Below are 15,671 nucleotides of genomic sequence, written 5' to 3' on the forward strand. Positions count from 1 at the left end.
CCTCGTCGATTCCCGGCCTCTACACCAAGCTGATCGACGTCGACAAGGTCGATGTCGTGGTGAGCGGCTACGCCACCAACATGATCGCGCCCGCCATGCCGATCGTGATGCAGAAGGACCGCTGCTTCTTCTCGCTGTTCGGCCTGGCGGTGAACGAGGAGTTCCACTACCCACGCTACTTCTCGATGGTGCCAGCCGGCGGGCCGCGCCCCAAGGAGGCCTTCGCCGAGGGCTTCTTCGAGGTGGCGATGGCGCAGAACCCCAAGCCCGCGACGCTCGCCATGATCGGCGCCGACGCCGAGTTCCCGCGCAATGCGCTGGAAGGCGTGCGCAGCATCGCCAAGAAATACAATCTCAAGATCGTCTACGACAAGAACTACCCGCCGGCGACCGCCGACTACACGCCGGTCGTGCGCGCGGTGGCGGCCACCAACCCGGACATCTTCTTCGCGGCCTCCTACCCGCCGGACACGGTGGGCCTCGTGCGCGCCAGCAACGAGATCGGCTTCAAGCCCAAGATCTTCGGTGGCGGCATGGTCGGCTTGCAGGCGACGGCCATCAAGACGCAGCTCGGGCCGCTGCTCAACGGCATCGTGGTCTATGATTTCTGGCTGCCATGGGCGAGCTTCGCCTCCGACGAAGGTCGCGCCTTCCTGAAGAAGTACCAGGCGCGGGCGGCGGAGGCCGGCGTCGACCTGCTGGGCTACTACCTGCCACCCTTCGCCTACGCGCGCATGCAGGTGATCGAACAGGCGGTGACGGCGACCGGCGGCACCAACGACGACAAGCTCGCCGAGTATTGTCGCAAGGCCACCTTCAAGACCGTGGTTGGCGACGTGAGCTTCAACGACGACGGCGAGTGGTCGACAGCGCAGGTCCTGGCCGTGCAGTTCCAGGGAGTGAGCGGCAACGGGGTCGACCAGTTCAGAGACTTGAAGACCGAGGTCATCCTGTGGCCGAAGAAGTATGCCACGGGCAACCTCATCTACCCGTACGCCCCGTCGTGACACGCCGAGGGAGTGTCGCTCCGAACGAAGCAGCGACCGTGCCGTCGGGTTGTCACGCGCCGAGGTAGAACTCGCGGATCAGGTCGTTGTTGTTCAGCCCCTCGGCCGACTCGCCCTCGAAGGCGATGCGGCCGTGCACGATCACGTAGCCGCGGTCGGCGATGCGGACGGCCTGGGTGAAGTTCTGCTCCGCCATCAGCACGGTAAGGTTGAAGCCCACCTTCAGCTCCTTGATCTTGTCGATGGTACGGCTCACCAGCAGCGGCGCGAGACCGACCGAGGGTTCGTCGATCAGAAGGATGCGCGGCGATGACATCAGCGCCCGTGCGAGCGCCAGCATCTGCTGCTCGCCACCGCTCATGCTGCCGGCGAGCTGACGCGACCGCTCCTTGAGCCGCGGAAAGGTCTCGAAGCAAAAGTCGAGGTTGCGCGCGACGGCCGAGCGCGCGGTCGGCCGATAGGCGCCCAGCAGCAGATTCTCGGTCACCGTCTGCTTGGGGAACAGTCGTCGTCCCTCGGGCACGAAGGCGATGCCGAGATCGACGATCTCCTCCGTGGATCGGCCGACCAGTTGATGCGTCGTGCCGTCGATCGTCGCCGAAATCTGTCCGCCCGACGGCCGGACGATGCCCATGACGGATTTCATCAGGGTCGACTTGCCGTTGCCGTTGGTGCCCAGCAACGCCACCGTCTCGCCGACACCGACGGTGAGCGAGACGTCCTCCAGCACGCGCACGGCGCCATAGCCCGCGTCGACGTTGGCGAGGACGAGGCTATTCGCCAAGGTAGGCCTTCACGACTTCCGCGTCGCGCACGACATTGGAGGGCGGGCCGTCCGCGATCTTGCGTCCTGCCACGAGCACCGCGAGCCGTTGGGAGAACTGCATCACGGCGCGCATGATGTGCTCGATCATGATCACGGTCACGCCCTGGCCGTTCAGCCGCAGCAGCAAGGCGATGATCTCGTCGACCTCGGCATGGGAGAGGCCGGCCATGACCTCGTCGGCGAACAGGAGCCTGGGCTGCGCCGCCATGGCGCGGGCGAGCTCGAGCTTGCGCATCTCGATCTGGGTCAAATCGCGGGGCAGGCGGTGCGCCTTGTCGACGAGCCCCACCTCGGCCAGCAGATCGCGGCACCGCGTGTCGATGGCGGGACCGGCCAGACCGCCTTCGCCGCGCGCATTGACCGCATAGAGAATCGGAATGCGCAGGTTCTCGGCCAGCGACAAGGTGACGAACGGGCGCGGCAGCTGGAAGCTGCGGGCAAGGCCGCCGCGCGTGCGCTCATGGGCGGTCAGCCCATCCAGCTGCTTGCCGGCGAAGTGCACGGTGCCGACCTCGTGGCGCAAGGTTCCGCAGATGCAGTTCACCAATGTCGACTTGCCCGAGCCGTTGGGGCCGATCAGGCCGAGCCGTTCACCCTCCCGGACCTCGAGGTCGATTGCCTGAAGCGCTGTAAAGCCGCCGAACCGCTTGCCGAGACCCGCGACCTGCAGGAGCGGCGTCATCGCCGCCTCCTAAACAGGCCGATGATACCTTCGGGAGCGGCGATCACGAAGGCTACCAGCAGGACTCCGGCCACCAGGACATTGAGGGCCGAGGAGATCGTGACCCTGATGTATTCCTGCAGGCCGCCGACCAGAAGCGCGCCGACGACCGGGCCCAGCCAGCTCGACGTCCCGCCGATCAGCGGCATGGCGATGGCATTGACGGCATAATTCAGGCTGAAGCCCGATGCGGGATCGAGATAGGTCACATAGTAGGGCAACGGTGCCCCCGCCATGCCCATGAAGCCGCCCGACAGGGCAGTCGCGATCAGCTTCAGGCGCAGCGTCGGCACCCCCGAGGCTTCCGCCGCCGCCTCGTCGTCGCGGATTGCGGCGAAGCCATAGCCCAGCGCCGAGTGCTCGATCGCGCGGGCCGTCGCGAGTGCCGCCACACATAGCCCGAGCATGAGCAAAAACAGGTACTGGATGTAGTCGCCGCCGATCAGCGGCGCCACCCGTGGACGGAGCACATAGGCGCCACGCGCGCCACCCACGAAGTCCCAGTTGGTGATCAGGGTCTGCACCACCACGGCGAGCGCGAGCGTGGCGATGGAGAAGAACACGCCGCGCAGGCGCAGCGTGAGGTAACCTGTCCCCAGGCCGACGAGACCGGCCACCAAGCCGCCCACCAGCATCATGACCGGCAACGGCAGGCTCGGCACCAGCTTGTACAGCACCACGCTCGAATAGGCGCCGATGGCGAAGAAGGCGGAAATGCCGAAATTCACATAGCCGGTGTAGCCGCCCAGGATGTTCCAGGCGGTGCCGAGCACGATGTATTGCACGACGACGTAGGCTGCAAAGAAGGCGTAGCTCACGTTCAGCCAGCGCCCCAGAGCGAACAGGACGGCCGCGATGCAGACGAGCGCCAGCACGAAGGGAACGCTTCCCATCGCGGGCGCGGGTGCCACGCCCTTATCGGCCAAGGATACCACTGGGCCGCACCGCCAAGGTCACGAGGAGGACGCCGAAGGAAACGGCCGGCGCCCAGGACGGCCCAAAGAAGGTCGAGGTCAGGCTCTCGACCACTCCGAGCGTCACCGCCGCGATCACCATGCCGGAGAAGCTGCCGAGTCCGCCCAGCACGCAGATGGCAAAGACACGGCCGATGTATTCGCGGCCGATCGACGGTTCGACCGGCTGGATGATGATCAGGATCGCGCCGGCGATGGCCGCGGTCGCGAAGGAGAGGCCGAACGCCACGCGCTTGATCCGCGTGGGATTGGCTGCCATCAGCCTCAGCGCGAGTTGATCCTGCGCCACCGCCTCGATCGCCCGGCCGAGAAAGCTGCGCGACAGGAAAAGCTGCAAGGCTACGACCATGGCCATCGACACCAGGAAGGGCACCAGCAGCCGCAGCGGCAACTCGATCCAGCCGATGCGCAGGCTCGGCCCGATGTAGCTCGCCTGCACCAGTCGATAGTCGACGCCGAAGATCAGCACCAGCGCCACCTCGGTGATGAATAGCAGGCCGAAGAAGAACGACAGGCCGCGCAGCGACTGGTCCTGCCGCCGTTCGAAGGAGGCGTAATAGATCTGGTAGACGATCATGCCGAGCACATAGAAGGCCGGCAGGGCGATCACCGCGGCCAGGATGGGGTCCATCCCCAGTACCGTGTTGGCGAGATAGGCGACATAGGAGCCGAGGAGAATGAAGGCCGGATGCGCGATGTTCACGATGTCGAGCATGCCGAACGAGATTGCGACGCCAATCGAGACGGCGGCGTAGAAGCCGCCCAGCAACAGCCCGGAAATGACCGCGTTTGCAAGGAGGTCGAGCGAAGCGTCCATGAGCCGGTCAATCCGCCGGCAAGGCAAACCGGCGGCGTGGCTGCTCGCACATCGTTCTTCCTCCCGCACGCGGCGATTTTTCGCCTTTCGCTCGCAGTCTGCGCCAGACCGGGGATCGTTGCCTAGTGCCGATTTGCAGGATCGGCTAGGGTCGCTGCCGACGAACGGAATAGCGGCAAAGAGACTGAGAATGCAGTTCGGACTGTTCGGCGGCGCCAGGACCAAGCGCAGCATCGGCCTCGAGGACAGCCAGGGCTACGAGGGCTTCATCGAGTACGTCGTCGAGGCCGATCGCCTCGGCTTCACCCAGCTCTTCATGGTGGAGCACCACTTCACCGGCCAGGGCCAGGTGTCGGCGTCGATGACGGTGCTGGCCTACCTCGCCGCCAGGACGAGAAACATCCGCCTCGGGACCGCGGTGGTCGTTGTGCCGTGGCACAACCCGGTGCTGATCGCCGAGCAGGTAGCGACGCTCGATCTGCTGACTGGCGGCCGGGTCGATTTCGGCGTCGGCAAAGGCTATCGCAAGGCTGAGTTCGACGGCTTCTGTATTCCCATGGCGGAAGCGACCGAGCGTTTCGACGAGGCGATGGAGATCATCCGCAAGGCCTGGACTACCGAGGGACGATTCAGCCACCACGGCAAACGCTGGCACTATGACAACATCCTGGTCGAGCCTGAGCCGCTCCAGCGCCCGCATCCGCCGCTGTGGCTGGCAGCCGGATCCCATGAGAGCATCCGGCGGGCCGCGCGCGAAGGCTACAACCTCCTGCTCGACCAGCTCGCCCAGGTCGACCAGATTATCCAGCGCATCGCGATCTTCCGCGAAGAGTGCGAGCGCATCGGCCGAGCCTACGACTCGGCCATGGTGGCAACGGCGCGGCCGCTGCAGATGATCCATCATGAAAGCGAGCGCGCGCAGGCCTACGAGACCCGCAAGCGCGTGCTGGCCACGATCGGCGACCTGGCGCGCGACAAGCTCCCGGACAGGATCGAGGACGACACGGCACCGCTTCTCGGAATGCCCGAGGAAGTGGTCGCGCGCCTGAAGGAGCTCGAGGCGGGGGGCGCCACCAACATCCTGCTGGTCGACCCCAACGCGTCGGTGGCCAATCTGCGTGCCTTCGCACGCGAGGTCATGCCGGCCTTCGGGATGGCGCGTCCGGCAAGTGCCGCCTGAGCTCTTCGAGGTGCTTCAACGGGGGAATGGCGTCGAATGGAAAGCTTCGACTATGTGATCGTCGGCGCCGGCTCGGCAGGCAGCGTGCTGGCCAGCCGGCTGAGCGAAGACGAGAATGTCAGTGTCTGCGTGCTCGAGGCCGGCCCGCGCGACTGGCATCCGTTCATCCATATTCCGGCCGGCTTCATGTACACGCTGGTCAATCCCAGGGTGAACTGGCTCTACACCTCCGAACCCAGTGAATGGACTGGCGGCCGGCGCATCGCCGCACCGCGCGGCAAGACGCTCGGCGGTTCGAGCTCCATCAACGGTCACATCTACAATCGCGGACAACGGCTCGACTTCGACGGCTGGGCACAGCGCGGCAATAGCGGCTGGGGCTATGCCGACGTGCTTCCTTATTTTCGCCGCACCGAACGGCGCATCGCCGACGAGATCGACGGGACGTTTCGCGGCAACGACGGAAACTTGCCCATCACCGACCTCGACTGGCGCGATCCGCTGTGCGAGGCGTTCATCGAAGGCGCGGTCGAACTCGGAATTCCGCGCAACCGCGACTACAACGCCACGCGCCAGGCGGGCGTGAGCTACGTCCAGCGCATCATCCGCAACGGTCGTCGCATCAGCGCCGCGCGCGGCTACCTTCATCCTGCGATGAAACGGCGCAATCTGACAGTGCGAACCCATGCGCACGCGACGTCGCTTCTGCTCGACGGAAAGAAGGCAGTCGGCGTGCGCTATCGCAAGGGGGGCCGTAACGGCACCGTCGCCGACGTCCGCGCGCAGCGCGAGGTAATCCTGAGCGGCGGCGCGGTGAACACGCCCCAGCTCCTGCAGCTCTCGGGCATCGGTCCTGCTCCCCTGCTGCAGTCGCTCGGCATTCCTGTGCAGCATGCGCTGGCCGGCGTCGGCGAGAACCTGCGCGACCACTACGCGCCGCGCTTCGTGGCGCGTGTGAAGAACGCCGAAACGATCAACGAGAAGTCGCACGGGTTGCGACTTGCCGGCGAGATCATGAAGTACGCCATATCGCGTAAGGGCATTCTCGCCCTCAACCCGACCCTGATCTACGTGTTCTGGAAGTCGGACGAGCATCTCGACAACTACGACCTGCAGCTCACCTTCACGCCAGCGAGCTACAAGGAAGGCGTGCAATCCACGCTCGACGACTTTCCCGGCATGACGATCGCGTCGTGGCAGCAGCGCCCCGACAGCACCGGCTATGTCCGTTCGAAGTCCGCCGATCCGTTCGACCATCCGATCATCCAGCCCAACTACCTGACCGTCGAGAGCGACCGGCAGGTTCTGCTGGCCGGCATGAAGCTCGCGCGCCGCCTGCTCGCCTCGAGGCCACTCAGCAAGTACTACGATCGCGAGGAATTTCCCGGCCCACAGGCCCAGTCCGATGCGGATCTGCTGGCCGCCGCCAAGCAACGCGGCACCACGACCTTCCATCTCATGGGGACCTGCCGCATGGCGCCCGACGGCGATCCGACGGCCGTGGTCGACGATCAATTGCGCGTCCGGGGGCTCGAAGGCCTGCGCGTGGTCGACGCCTCGATCATGCCGACCATGCCGTCGGCCAATCTCAATGCATCCGTACTGATGATTGCCGAGAAGGCCGCGGATATGATCCGCGGGCGTGCTCCCCTCGATCCCGCACTGCTCACAGAGTGAATCAACAAGCTCACATCATGCGCAATCAGCCGCAGGAGTGCTGCCAGAAATGGAATAGCTGACGAAGCGTCAATTTCGCTGTTGGCAGGCCCGCGCCCAAGGGGAATAGTAGCCGCCAAGGCGCTCTATTTTTCGATCGCTCGCGCTTCAAGCCATGATCGCACCGCTTAGCCTGTCGAACATTGTCACCGTCGCCGCCGCCATCTTCTGTCTCTGGACGATCGGTTCCCAATCGTCGGGAGGCGTCGTGAAACTATGGAGGCTCGCCATACCGCCGTGCCTCGCGGGGCTGGTCGCGCTCGTGCTGCTGGCGGGCGTCTTCAACGCCACGATCAGCCATGACGCCGAGTGGGCGCTCAGCGCCATTCTGGGTGGGCTCATCGGGCGCACGCGGGGATGGCTGATGTCGGTAGAGTCCGATCAGAAATGGGGGCTGATCCGAGTGCCGCGCGCCGTCGACGGACTGGCCGCGGGGTTCGCCCTTGTCGTCCTCGCCATGACCGACTTTACCGGCGCCGCCCTTGAAGATCCCGTTATCGAACCCCAGCATGTCGCTGCGGCGGCGGCTTTTTGCGCCGGCTATCTCGGCTTGCGCGCGCTGGCCATGACCATGCGGGCCGTGCGCGCACCGCACGTCGAGCTCTACGACACCGAATCCGCGCGCTAACGCTGGGACGTCATGGCCGGACGACGGTTCCATTGCGGACCCGCACACCAGTTGAGCTGGGACATCGGCAGGCGCTGCGCCTCGGCCACCATGGCCATGGCATCACGATCGATGCAACGCGAGCCGGCGATACTGTAGACGGGCGCCATCAGGCCGGCCGTATCGTGGCCTGCGCCCAGCACATGTCCGAACTCGTGCATCACGACGCCGGCCAGCCCCCGCCCGCCGATGCGGTCGCTGATCACATAGACGACGCCGGTGCGGCGATTGCCTACCGTCACCGCCAGTGCATGGCGGCCTTCGCCTTCACGGGCAACCGGATGTCCGCTGTCGACGCGCGCCACGATCCAGCCGCCCGTCCGCTTGATCTCCGCCATCATGCCCGATGGAACGTCATCCGGCAGGAGGCTGGCGCGAAAGCGGATGAAGCCATTCAGGGCATAGTTCCACTGGCGAACGGCCAGCAGGATGTGCTGGCGGTCCTGCTCGTCGAAACCGCGGTCGACATAGAGGTCCAGCACGCGCGCGACCGAGACGTAGGAAGGATGGTCGGTGTAGCCATAGGCGTCGGGCCCATCGTCGCGTTCGCTTGCATTGGCCGGCAGGCACGACAGCAGGATCGCGAACGCCAACAGTGCGAATCCGCTTCCCAGCAACAACCCGATCAGCCGTGCAAACCGCATGAGCGGTTTACGCAGAGGGCGCGCCATACATCCCCGTCGCCCGCACGTCCGCGTCAGCGCTCGAAGACGAGGTCACCCGAGTAGTGGCGAGCTTCCCAGTGATGGCGCTCGAGCTCGGGATCGAGGTGCTCCTCGGCTGGCCAGCCCATGTCGAGATAGGCGACCAGCGTCCATCCTGCCGGCACGTCGAGCGCCTGGGTCACCGCCGCGGGATCGAGGATCGACACCCAGCCCATGCCGAGTCCTTCGGCACGTGCGGCAAGCCAGAGCGTCTGCACGGCGGCTACCACCGAATAGCGCAGCGTCTCCGGCATGGTCTGGCGGCCAAGACCACTGCCTATGAGGGTCGACTCGTCGGAGAAGATCGCAAGATGGATGGGCGCCTCCTTCAGGCCGGCAAGCTTGAGGCCGGCATAGGTCGCACGGCGGGAACCGTCATACCCTTCGAGAGCCCGGGCATTGGCGGCCGCGAAGCTCTCCCATACGACACGCCGTCTTCGCCGTGACTTCACTTTGACGAAACGCCAAGGCTGGCTGAGGCCGACGGACGGCGCATAGGTGGCGAGCTCGATCAGATCGTCGAGCAGCTTTTCCGGCACGGGATCGCTGCGAAACCGCCGGACGTCACGTCGCCAGAGCACCAGATCGCGAAACGTGGCGCGAAAGGTGGCGTCGAACGGCAGATGTCCAGGCGGCGCGGGCTTGATCGTGGTCATGCCGGTCCCGTGCTCAGAAGATGAAAGAAGGTGCCGCTCACGGAGCCGCGCCGCGCTCCCGCTTCCGTTACCGCCGCCCCGTTGGCATCGCGGCAGTCGACCAGCGGCTCGTCGTCCGTCGCAACAACGGAGGCATAGTGAAACTCGTGACCCAGCACCTCGGTTCCCCGCCTGCCGAGCGCGCAATCGCTTCGCAGATCCGCGCGACGGTAGCCAAGATGCAAGAGGCGTCGGGCAAACGACGTCTCAAGGCCGAGCAAGCCCGCCATTGCATGGCGCTCGCCCGCGGCATCGATCAGTCCCCGGCCCAGCACCATGTAGCCGCCGCACTCGCCGTGAATCGGTACCGCCCGCGCGGCTGCATCACGCAGGCCACGTTTGAACTGCTGCGCCGCCGCCAGAGTACCGGCATACAGTTCGGGATAGCCCCCCGGCAGCCACACCGCGTCGGCATCGGCGGCCGGAGGTTTGTCCGCGAGCGGAGAGAAAGGCAGGATCTCCGCCCCCGCCGAGCGCCAATGCTCGAGCAGATGGGGATACATGAAGGCAAAGGCGCGATCGGACGCCAGCGCGACGCGTTGGCCGGGCGGGGCAACGCGCATCGCTCCGGTCATCGCCAGCCGGGCCGCGCGGGCGCAGCGTTCGACGGCGGCAAGGTCGGTCGAAGTGCCAACCGCGTCGGCCAGCTCATCGAGGCGACGCTCGATGTCGGCCGTCTCACTGGCCTGTACGAGGCCAAGATGCCGCCCGGGCAGAGCGAGCCGCGGCTCGTCGTTCAGCGTACCGAACAGCTTGAGGCCGAGCCTCTCGAACGCCGGTTTGATCAAGGCCAAATGGCGTGGGCTCGCGATGCGGTTGAGGATGACCCCCGCGATCGAGACATCGTCGCGATAGGCGGCACAGCCGGCGGCGACTGCGGCTGCCGTCTCGGTCTGGCCCTTCACATCGAGCACCAGCACGACTGGCCACCGGAGCAGCGCCGCGAGATCGGCCGTGGCGCCGCGGCCGCCGGCGCCATCGAACAGGCCCATCACGCCCTCGGCGATGGCGATGTCGGCAGGATGACGAGCCACGAGATCGCCCACCAGCGCCGGCGTCATCGCCCACGTATCAAGATTGAAGCTGGGACGTCCGGTGGCGACGGCATGAAATGCCGGATCGATATAGTCCGGACCGCACTTGAAGGGCTGCACGGAAAGCCCGCGCCGCACCAGTGCCCGCATCAGGCCGAGGGCGACGGTCGTCTTGCCCGAGCCCGAGCGCACCCCCGCGACGACGAGGCCGCGTATCATCGCCAGCCGACGAGATTGCGCAGGAGCTGCCGTCGCAGGCCGACGACCGCACCGATCACCAGGATCGCGGGCGAGCCGATCCCATTCTTGCGCGCGTCAGCGACCAATGCGCCAAGCGTGCTCACCATCACCTGCTCATTCTCGGTCGTTGCCGACTGAAGCAGCGCGGCCGGCGTGCCTTCGGAAAGCCCGCCCCGCAGAAGCGCCGCCACGGTCCCCGGCAACTGGGTCATCGGCATATAGAGGACGATCGGCTGGCCAAGCCGTGCGAGCGCCGCCCAGTCGGTGGTCAAGGTGCCGTCCTCGGCGCGATGACCTGCGGCAAGCACGACGGCATGATTGGTTTCCCGAGTTGTTGCCGGGATGCCCGCCAGGGCCGTCGCGGCAAGCCCGGCGGTGAGGCCGGGAATCACGCGAAAACGGATACCGGCCGCCGCCAATGCCGATGCCTCGTCCCAACCGCGGCCGAACACGAAAGGGTCGCCGCCCTTCAGTCGCAGCACCCGGCGGCCTGCCCTTGCGCGCTCGATCAGGATCTCGTTGATGTCGCGCTGATGGGGCGACGGCCGGCCGCCACGTTTTCCCGCGGCAATCAGTTTCGCGTCGGCGCGGCCGAGCCCGAGTACGCGCGAATCGACCAGCGCGTCGTGCACGATGTCGTCGGCCGTTGCCAGCGCGTGCAGCGCGAGCAGGGTCAGCAGGCGGGGATCACCCGGCCCCGCGCCGGCGAGCCAGACTTCGCCCGTGGGAAAGTCCGGCATGGGGGGAAGGCCGGGAAAGCTCATGCATTCCTGCCACGGAACCGTCGCCGGTAGGCCGCGTCATAGAGCGCGCTCTCGCGGAAGTCATGGCCCGACAGAACCTTGCCGACGAGGATAAGCGCCGTGCGCTCCATCGGACTTTCGGCCACATCGGTCGTGATCGTGCCGAGCGTGCCGCGCACGATGCGCTCGTCCGGCCAGGTCGCCCGGTAGACCACAGCCACCGGACAGTCGGCGCCGTAGAATGGCAAGAGATCGGCCACGACCTTGTCGAGCACATGGATCGAGAGGTGGATCGAAAGCGTGGCACCCGTTGCAGCGAAAGCCTTGAGGTCCTCGCTTGCCGGCATCGCCGAGGCGCGGCCCGAGGTCCGCGTCAGCACGACCGTCTGAGCGAGTCCGGGCAGTGTAAGTTCGCGGCCGAGTGCGGCGGCGGCGGCGGCAAAGGCGGGAACGCCCGGTGTCACGGTGTAAGGGATACCCTCGCCCTCGAGCCGTCGCATTTGCTCACCGAGCGCGCTCCAGATCGAAAGATCGCCGGAATGCAGTCGCGCCACGTCCTGGCCGGCGACCGTCGCGCGCCGGCATTCGGCGACGATCTCGTCGAGCGACAGGGGCGCGGTATCGACGATGCGCGCACCCGAGGGGCAATGGTCGAGCAACGCCTTGGGCACAAGCGAGCCCGCGTAAAGGCAGACCTGACAACGAGCGATGAGCGCACGGCCGCGCACGGTGATGAGGTCGGGCGCGCCCGGACCGGCGCCGATGAAATGGACAGTCATCGCCCCTCTCCGATGGCGATGGCACAGGTCGCCTGAGCCGTGGCCACGCGGGAGCCAAGCAGGCGTGCATGGCGACCGGCGATCACGAGGGCCGATGCCTCGGCAATGGAGGGTACGCCCTTGGTCTCCAGCACCAGTCTGGATGGAGTGAGCACAAGACCGGCGACACTACCGAGCTCATCGAGCGTGCAGGCCCTCAAGGTGACCGCCAGACGTCGCGCGGCTTCGACAAAGGCCGGCTCCGTCGCTTTCGCCGACTCCGTCGCGAGCGCGTTCAGCCGCTCGGCCGGCAATTTGAACATGTCGAGCGCCATGCGCACCACCTGCTCGATGTCCTCGGCCGACGCGGTGCCGCGGCAACCCACGCCCGCCACGATCATGATTTCGTCACCCGCCATTGGACGATCGGTGCGGCGGGCCGCCAGACGAAGACTTTGCCGCCGCCCACCCTCCCCGCGCGCGCCACGTCGAGGCGCACCAACTCGCCGCCATGGCGCTGAAACAACTCGATCAACCGTGCCTCTGTTGCAAGCGAAACGGCATTGGCCACCAGCCGCCCGCCGGGCTTGAGCGCCCTCCAGGCTCCATCGAAGACGGCTGGGTCGGAGAGACCGCCGCCAATGAAGATCGCGTCGGGCGGCGGCAGGCCGGTCAGCGCCTCCGGTGCGCGACCCTGCACGATTCTGATATCCGGTGTACCGAGCTTTGCCGCGTTCCGGGCGGCGCGCACCGCGCGCTCGTCATCGGCCTCTATGCCGATCGCCTTCAGAGACGGATGACGCAAAAGCCATTCGATTGCGATCGCGCCGGCGCCAAGCCCGATGTCCCACAACAGCTCGCCATGACACGGCGCCAGCGCGGACAGGGTGACGGCGCGCACTTCGCGCTTGGTGAGCTGGCCGTCGTGCTCGAACATCGTGTCGTCCAGTCCGGAGGACAGCGGGACAACCGTTGCACCGGGCGAGGTGCACACTTCGAGCGCGATGGTGTTCAGGGCCGTGACGTCATCGAGGTCGAACGCCGCTGCGCACTTCCGTCGGACTCGCTCCTTCGGGCCACCTAGATGTTCGAGAACGGTCAGGATGGATTCGGCCATGCCACGTGCGACGAGGAATCGGGCGAGCGCGGCCGGCGTCGCACCGTCCCATGACAAGGCGAGGATTCGCGCACCCGGATGCAGGTAGCGCACGATGCCTTCGAGGGCGCGCCCGTGCAGGCTGACGAGCGAGACCTCCTGCTGCGACCAGCCGAGCCGGCTTGCGGCCAGAGCGAAGGCCGAAGGCTGCGGCAGGCAAAGCGTCTCTTCGGGCCGCACCAGCCGCATCAGCATGTCGCCGACGCCATAATGAAACGGGTCGCCGCTCGCGAGGACCGCCACCGGCCGGCCACGATGCGTCTCGATCTCCGGCAGTGCCTCGCCGATCGGGTTGGGCCACGACAGCCGACGGCCGCGAATCAAGCTGTCGGCCAGAGCGAGATGACGTTTGCCGCCGAGCACGAGTTCGGCCCCGGAAACGAGTTGCCGGGCCACCGAGGAAAGGCCCGCGACGCCATCCTCGCCGATACCGACGATGGACAGCCATGGCCTCGCCGGGCAGGGTGCGCGCTTAGCGGTCATGGTTCTTCGCGTTCTGATCCTGGGCGGCACGACGGAAGCATCCGCCCTTGGGCGACTGCTGGCCGGCGACATGCGGTTCGCCGCAACCCTGTCGCTGGCCGGGCGCACCGCTGCTCCGCGGGCGCAGCCCCTGCCGACGCGCCTCGGCGGATTCGGCGGCATCGACGGATTGGCACGTTTCCTCGCCGAGCACGCCGTCGAGGCGGTGGTCGATGCCACGCATCCCTATGCCGACCAGATGTCCGCCCATGCTGTCGCCGCCTGTGCACGTACCGGCACGCCGCTCGCGTCGCTCGTACGTCCACCGTGGATTCGTCATGCCGAAGATCTTTGGCAGGTCGTTCCATCGACGGCCGACGCCGCCAATGCGCTGGGCCCGGCGCCGCGCCGCGTCTTTCTCAGTCTCGGGCGCCAGGAGCTGCGTGCTTTCGCCGCGGCACCGCAGCACCGCTACCTTGCGCGCGTGATCGAGCCGCCCGAGGCCGTCGGCTTGCCGCCCGATCTGCGTATCCTGCGAGCGCGCGGGCCGTTCGACAGGGCCGCCGAGGAGAAACTGCTGGCGAGCCAGGAGATCGAACTTCTCGTCTCCAAGAACGCCGGCGGCATGGCCACCTATGCGAAGATCGAGGCCGCGCGTGCGCTCCGCCTGCCGGTGATCATGATCGCGCGGCCGCTCAAGCCGGTCGGCCATGCCGTTGGAAACGCGAGCGAGGCGGTTGCTTGGCTCGGCCAGCTTCACGACGACATTCCCTGCTCGCCGCGGGGCGTATAGATCCAGCGACCGATCCGTCGCGTCGTGCTGGCGCCGACGATTATCAGCGTGCGCATGTCGGCGGTGGATGCATCCGCATTGGCCAGCGTCGTCGCGGTGACTTTCGCTTCGGATGTGCCTGCAGCGCGCACGAAGAGCACCGGCGTGGCGCCCGTCTTCGCCGCGCGCAAAATGTCGAAGGCCTGGGCAAGCTGACGTCGTCGCGCGCTCGAGGCCGGATTGTAGAGAGCGATCACGAAGTCGGCCTCGGCCGCCGCTTGCAATCGCCGCTCGATGGTCGCCCATGCCTTGAGATTGTCCGAGAGCGAGATCGCGCAGAAATCGCCACCGAGCGGCGCACCGACCTCTGCGGCTGCCGCCAGCATCGCCGTCACGCCCGGCTCGACACGTATGTCGAGGGACCGCCAGGCCGGCTCGCCCGTCTCGACCGCTTCAAAGACCGCCGCTGCCATGGCGAAGACGCCGGGATCGCCGCCGGAGACAAGGACGACGTCGCGCCCCGACGCGGCAAGTGCCAGCGCGAGTCGCGCGCGTTCGAGCTCGGCACGATTGCCGGAGGCGTGCCGACATTGACCGTGGCGTACTGCGACGCGGTCGAGATAGAGCCCGTAGCCGACAAGATCGGTCGCCTTGGCAAGCGCCATGCGCGCCGCCGGCGTCATCAGCTCCGGCTTGCCGGGCCCCGTGCCGACGACCACCAGAGAACCGGTCACAACCGCCTGCCCCCGCCCGGAATCAGGACCATGGCAAAATACGCGCCTTCCGGTTCGTCGCATTGGGCCAGCGGCAGGATCCGCTCCCCCTGCATGGTGCCGCGTTCGACATAGACGGCGCGCTGCAGAAGGCCCGCCGCGTCGACTGCGCGCCGCACTTTGCCGAGGTGGCGCCCCACCTTCATGATGACCGCAGCGTCGGTCCGGCGCAGCCGGTCGACGAGCTGTGCCTCACCCAACGTGCCCGGCAGCACCGAGAGCGTGTCGTTGCCCCAGGTGATCGGCAGGTTGGCCCGCGTCCAGCAACCCGACATGCCGGTGACCCCCGGCACGACCTCGACCGGAAACTCTCCCGACAGCCGACGCCACATATGCATGAAGGAACCGTAGAAAAAAGGATCGCCTTCGGCCAGCAACCCGACCGACTTGCCCTGCCGCAGAAGCGTCGCCAGCGAGGCCGCGGCC

18 protein-coding genes are annotated in these 15,671 nt (G+C 66.8%); 5 read left to right on the top strand and 13 right to left on the bottom strand.

Annotation, left to right across the window (positions count from 1 at the left end; genetic code table 11):
- A partial coding sequence (locus tag VH499_RS22955) for an ABC transporter substrate-binding protein (RefSeq protein ID WP_332055094.1) occupies positions 1-1,007 on the top strand: 1,007 nt, incomplete at its 5' end.
- 52 nt (positions 1,008-1,059) lie between these two features.
- Here VH499_RS22955 and VH499_RS22960 read toward each other — a convergent pair.
- From VH499_RS22960 to VH499_RS22975, 4 genes are read right to left on the bottom strand one after another with little or no spacing between them, the layout of a single operon-like run.
- On the bottom strand, positions 1,060-1,791 hold the full coding sequence (locus VH499_RS22960) for an ABC transporter ATP-binding protein (RefSeq protein ID WP_332055095.1): 732 nt from the start codon (positions 1,789-1,791) through the stop codon (positions 1,060-1,062).
- Complete coding sequence (locus VH499_RS22965) at positions 1,781-2,515, bottom strand: ABC transporter ATP-binding protein (RefSeq protein ID WP_332055096.1); 735 nt, start codon at positions 2,513-2,515, stop codon at positions 1,781-1,783. Before VH499_RS22965 ends, VH499_RS22960 begins: the two co-directional genes overlap by 11 nt.
- Entirely contained in the window at positions 2,512-3,465 is a 954-nt protein-coding gene (locus VH499_RS22970; protein WP_332055097.1) for a branched-chain amino acid ABC transporter permease, read from the bottom strand. Before VH499_RS22970 ends, VH499_RS22965 begins: the two co-directional genes overlap by 4 nt.
- A gap of 4 nt (positions 3,466-3,469) precedes the next feature.
- On the bottom strand, positions 3,470-4,345 hold the full coding sequence (locus VH499_RS22975; protein WP_332055098.1) for a branched-chain amino acid ABC transporter permease: 876 nt from the start codon (positions 4,343-4,345) through the stop codon (positions 3,470-3,472).
- Positions 4,346-4,535: 190 nt separating this feature from the next.
- Between VH499_RS22975 and VH499_RS22980 the strand changes: the two genes are divergently transcribed.
- From VH499_RS22980 to VH499_RS22990, 3 genes are all read left to right on the top strand, one after another.
- Complete coding sequence (locus tag VH499_RS22980) at positions 4,536-5,525, top strand: LLM class flavin-dependent oxidoreductase (RefSeq protein ID WP_332055099.1); 990 nt, start codon at positions 4,536-4,538, stop codon at positions 5,523-5,525.
- A 36-nt stretch (positions 5,526-5,561) separates the two neighbouring features.
- Positions 5,562-7,202, top strand: coding sequence for a GMC family oxidoreductase (locus VH499_RS22985; RefSeq protein ID WP_332055100.1), 1,641 nt, complete (start codon positions 5,562-5,564; stop codon positions 7,200-7,202).
- A 154-nt stretch (positions 7,203-7,356) separates the two neighbouring features.
- A complete protein-coding gene (locus tag VH499_RS22990; RefSeq protein ID WP_332055101.1) occupies positions 7,357-7,869 on the top strand; it encodes a hypothetical protein in 513 nt (170 codons plus the stop codon).
- On the opposite strand, the gene VH499_RS22995 is transcribed toward VH499_RS22990, so the two are convergent.
- From VH499_RS22995 to cbiE, 7 genes are read right to left on the bottom strand one after another with little or no spacing between them, the layout of a single operon-like run.
- Positions 7,866-8,552, bottom strand: coding sequence for a hypothetical protein (locus VH499_RS22995; protein WP_332055102.1), 687 nt, complete (start codon positions 8,550-8,552; stop codon positions 7,866-7,868). The two genes, VH499_RS22990 and VH499_RS22995, sit on opposite strands and share 4 nt — an antisense overlap.
- A gap of 53 nt (positions 8,553-8,605) precedes the next feature.
- Positions 8,606-9,268, bottom strand: a complete 663-nt coding sequence (gene bluB / locus VH499_RS23000) for a 5,6-dimethylbenzimidazole synthase (protein ID WP_332055103.1) — start codon at positions 9,266-9,268, stop codon at positions 8,606-8,608.
- On the bottom strand, positions 9,265-10,560 hold the full coding sequence (locus VH499_RS23005) for a cobyrinate a,c-diamide synthase (RefSeq protein ID WP_332055104.1): 1,296 nt from the start codon (positions 10,558-10,560) through the stop codon (positions 9,265-9,267). The genes bluB and VH499_RS23005 overlap by 4 nt, the downstream gene beginning before the upstream one ends.
- Complete coding sequence (cobA, locus tag VH499_RS23010) at positions 10,557-11,345, bottom strand: uroporphyrinogen-III C-methyltransferase (protein ID WP_332055105.1); 789 nt, start codon at positions 11,343-11,345, stop codon at positions 10,557-10,559. The genes VH499_RS23005 and cobA overlap by 4 nt, the downstream gene beginning before the upstream one ends.
- Complete coding sequence (cobM, locus tag VH499_RS23015; RefSeq protein ID WP_332055106.1) at positions 11,342-12,103, bottom strand: precorrin-4 C(11)-methyltransferase; 762 nt, start codon at positions 12,101-12,103, stop codon at positions 11,342-11,344. The genes cobA and cobM overlap by 4 nt, the downstream gene beginning before the upstream one ends.
- Complete coding sequence (locus VH499_RS23020) at positions 12,100-12,501, bottom strand: cobalamin biosynthesis protein (protein ID WP_332055107.1); 402 nt, start codon at positions 12,499-12,501, stop codon at positions 12,100-12,102. Before VH499_RS23020 ends, cobM begins: the two co-directional genes overlap by 4 nt.
- Entirely contained in the window at positions 12,480-13,721 is a 1,242-nt protein-coding gene (gene cbiE, locus VH499_RS23025; protein ID WP_332055108.1) for a precorrin-6y C5,15-methyltransferase (decarboxylating) subunit CbiE, read from the bottom strand. Before cbiE ends, VH499_RS23020 begins: the two co-directional genes overlap by 22 nt.
- On the opposite strand from cbiE, the gene VH499_RS23030 reads away from it, so the two are divergent.
- The gene (locus tag VH499_RS23030; protein WP_332055109.1) at positions 13,720-14,493 is read left to right on the top strand and encodes a cobalt-precorrin-6A reductase; all 774 of its coding nucleotides are present in this window, start codon (positions 13,720-13,722) and stop codon (positions 14,491-14,493) included. The two genes, cbiE and VH499_RS23030, sit on opposite strands and share 2 nt — an antisense overlap.
- Here VH499_RS23030 and cobJ read toward each other — a convergent pair.
- Entirely contained in the window at positions 14,457-15,206 is a 750-nt protein-coding gene (cobJ, locus tag VH499_RS23035; RefSeq protein ID WP_332055110.1) for a precorrin-3B C(17)-methyltransferase, read from the bottom strand. The two genes, VH499_RS23030 and cobJ, sit on opposite strands and share 37 nt — an antisense overlap.
- On the bottom strand, positions 15,203-15,671 hold a 469-nt coding region (locus VH499_RS23040), incomplete at its 5' end, for an SAM-dependent methyltransferase (RefSeq protein ID WP_332055111.1). The genes VH499_RS23040 and cobJ, both read right to left, overlap by 4 nt.

The organism is Reyranella sp., from assembly GCF_036558665.1.
In the GTDB taxonomy this organism is placed as follows: domain Bacteria; phylum Pseudomonadota; class Alphaproteobacteria; order Reyranellales; family Reyranellaceae; genus Reyranella.

Bases quoted from the DNA above. Each gene is read 5' to 3' on its own strand.
- VH499_RS22965 (WP_332055096.1), bottom strand. From the start codon at position 2,515: ATGACGCCGCTCCTGCAGGTCGCGGGTCTCGGCAAGCGGTTCGGCGGC.
- VH499_RS22975 (WP_332055098.1), bottom strand. From the start codon at position 4,345: ATGGACGCTTCGCTCGACCTCCTTGCAAACGCGGTCATTTCCGGGCTG.
- VH499_RS22980 (WP_332055099.1), top strand. From the start codon at position 4,536: ATGCAGTTCGGACTGTTCGGCGGCGCCAGGACCAAGCGCAGCATCGGC.
- VH499_RS22985 (WP_332055100.1), top strand. From the start codon at position 5,562: ATGGAAAGCTTCGACTATGTGATCGTCGGCGCCGGCTCGGCAGGCAGC.
- VH499_RS22990 (WP_332055101.1), top strand. From the start codon at position 7,357: ATGATCGCACCGCTTAGCCTGTCGAACATTGTCACCGTCGCCGCCGCC.
- VH499_RS22995 (WP_332055102.1), bottom strand. From the start codon at position 8,552: ATGCGGTTTGCACGGCTGATCGGGTTGTTGCTGGGAAGCGGATTCGCA.
- bluB (WP_332055103.1), bottom strand. From the start codon at position 9,268: ATGACCACGATCAAGCCCGCGCCGCCTGGACATCTGCCGTTCGACGCC.
- VH499_RS23005 (WP_332055104.1), bottom strand. From the start codon at position 10,560: ATGATACGCGGCCTCGTCGTCGCGGGGGTGCGCTCGGGCTCGGGCAAG.
- cobA (WP_332055105.1), bottom strand. From the start codon at position 11,345: ATGAGCTTTCCCGGCCTTCCCCCCATGCCGGACTTTCCCACGGGCGAA.
- cobM (WP_332055106.1), bottom strand. From the start codon at position 12,103: ATGACTGTCCATTTCATCGGCGCCGGTCCGGGCGCGCCCGACCTCATC.
- VH499_RS23020 (WP_332055107.1), bottom strand. From the start codon at position 12,501: ATGGCGGGTGACGAAATCATGATCGTGGCGGGCGTGGGTTGCCGCGGC.
- VH499_RS23030 (WP_332055109.1), top strand. From the start codon at position 13,720: ATGGTTCTTCGCGTTCTGATCCTGGGCGGCACGACGGAAGCATCCGCC.
- cbiE (WP_332055108.1), bottom strand. From the start codon at position 13,721: ATGACCGCTAAGCGCGCACCCTGCCCGGCGAGGCCATGGCTGTCCATC.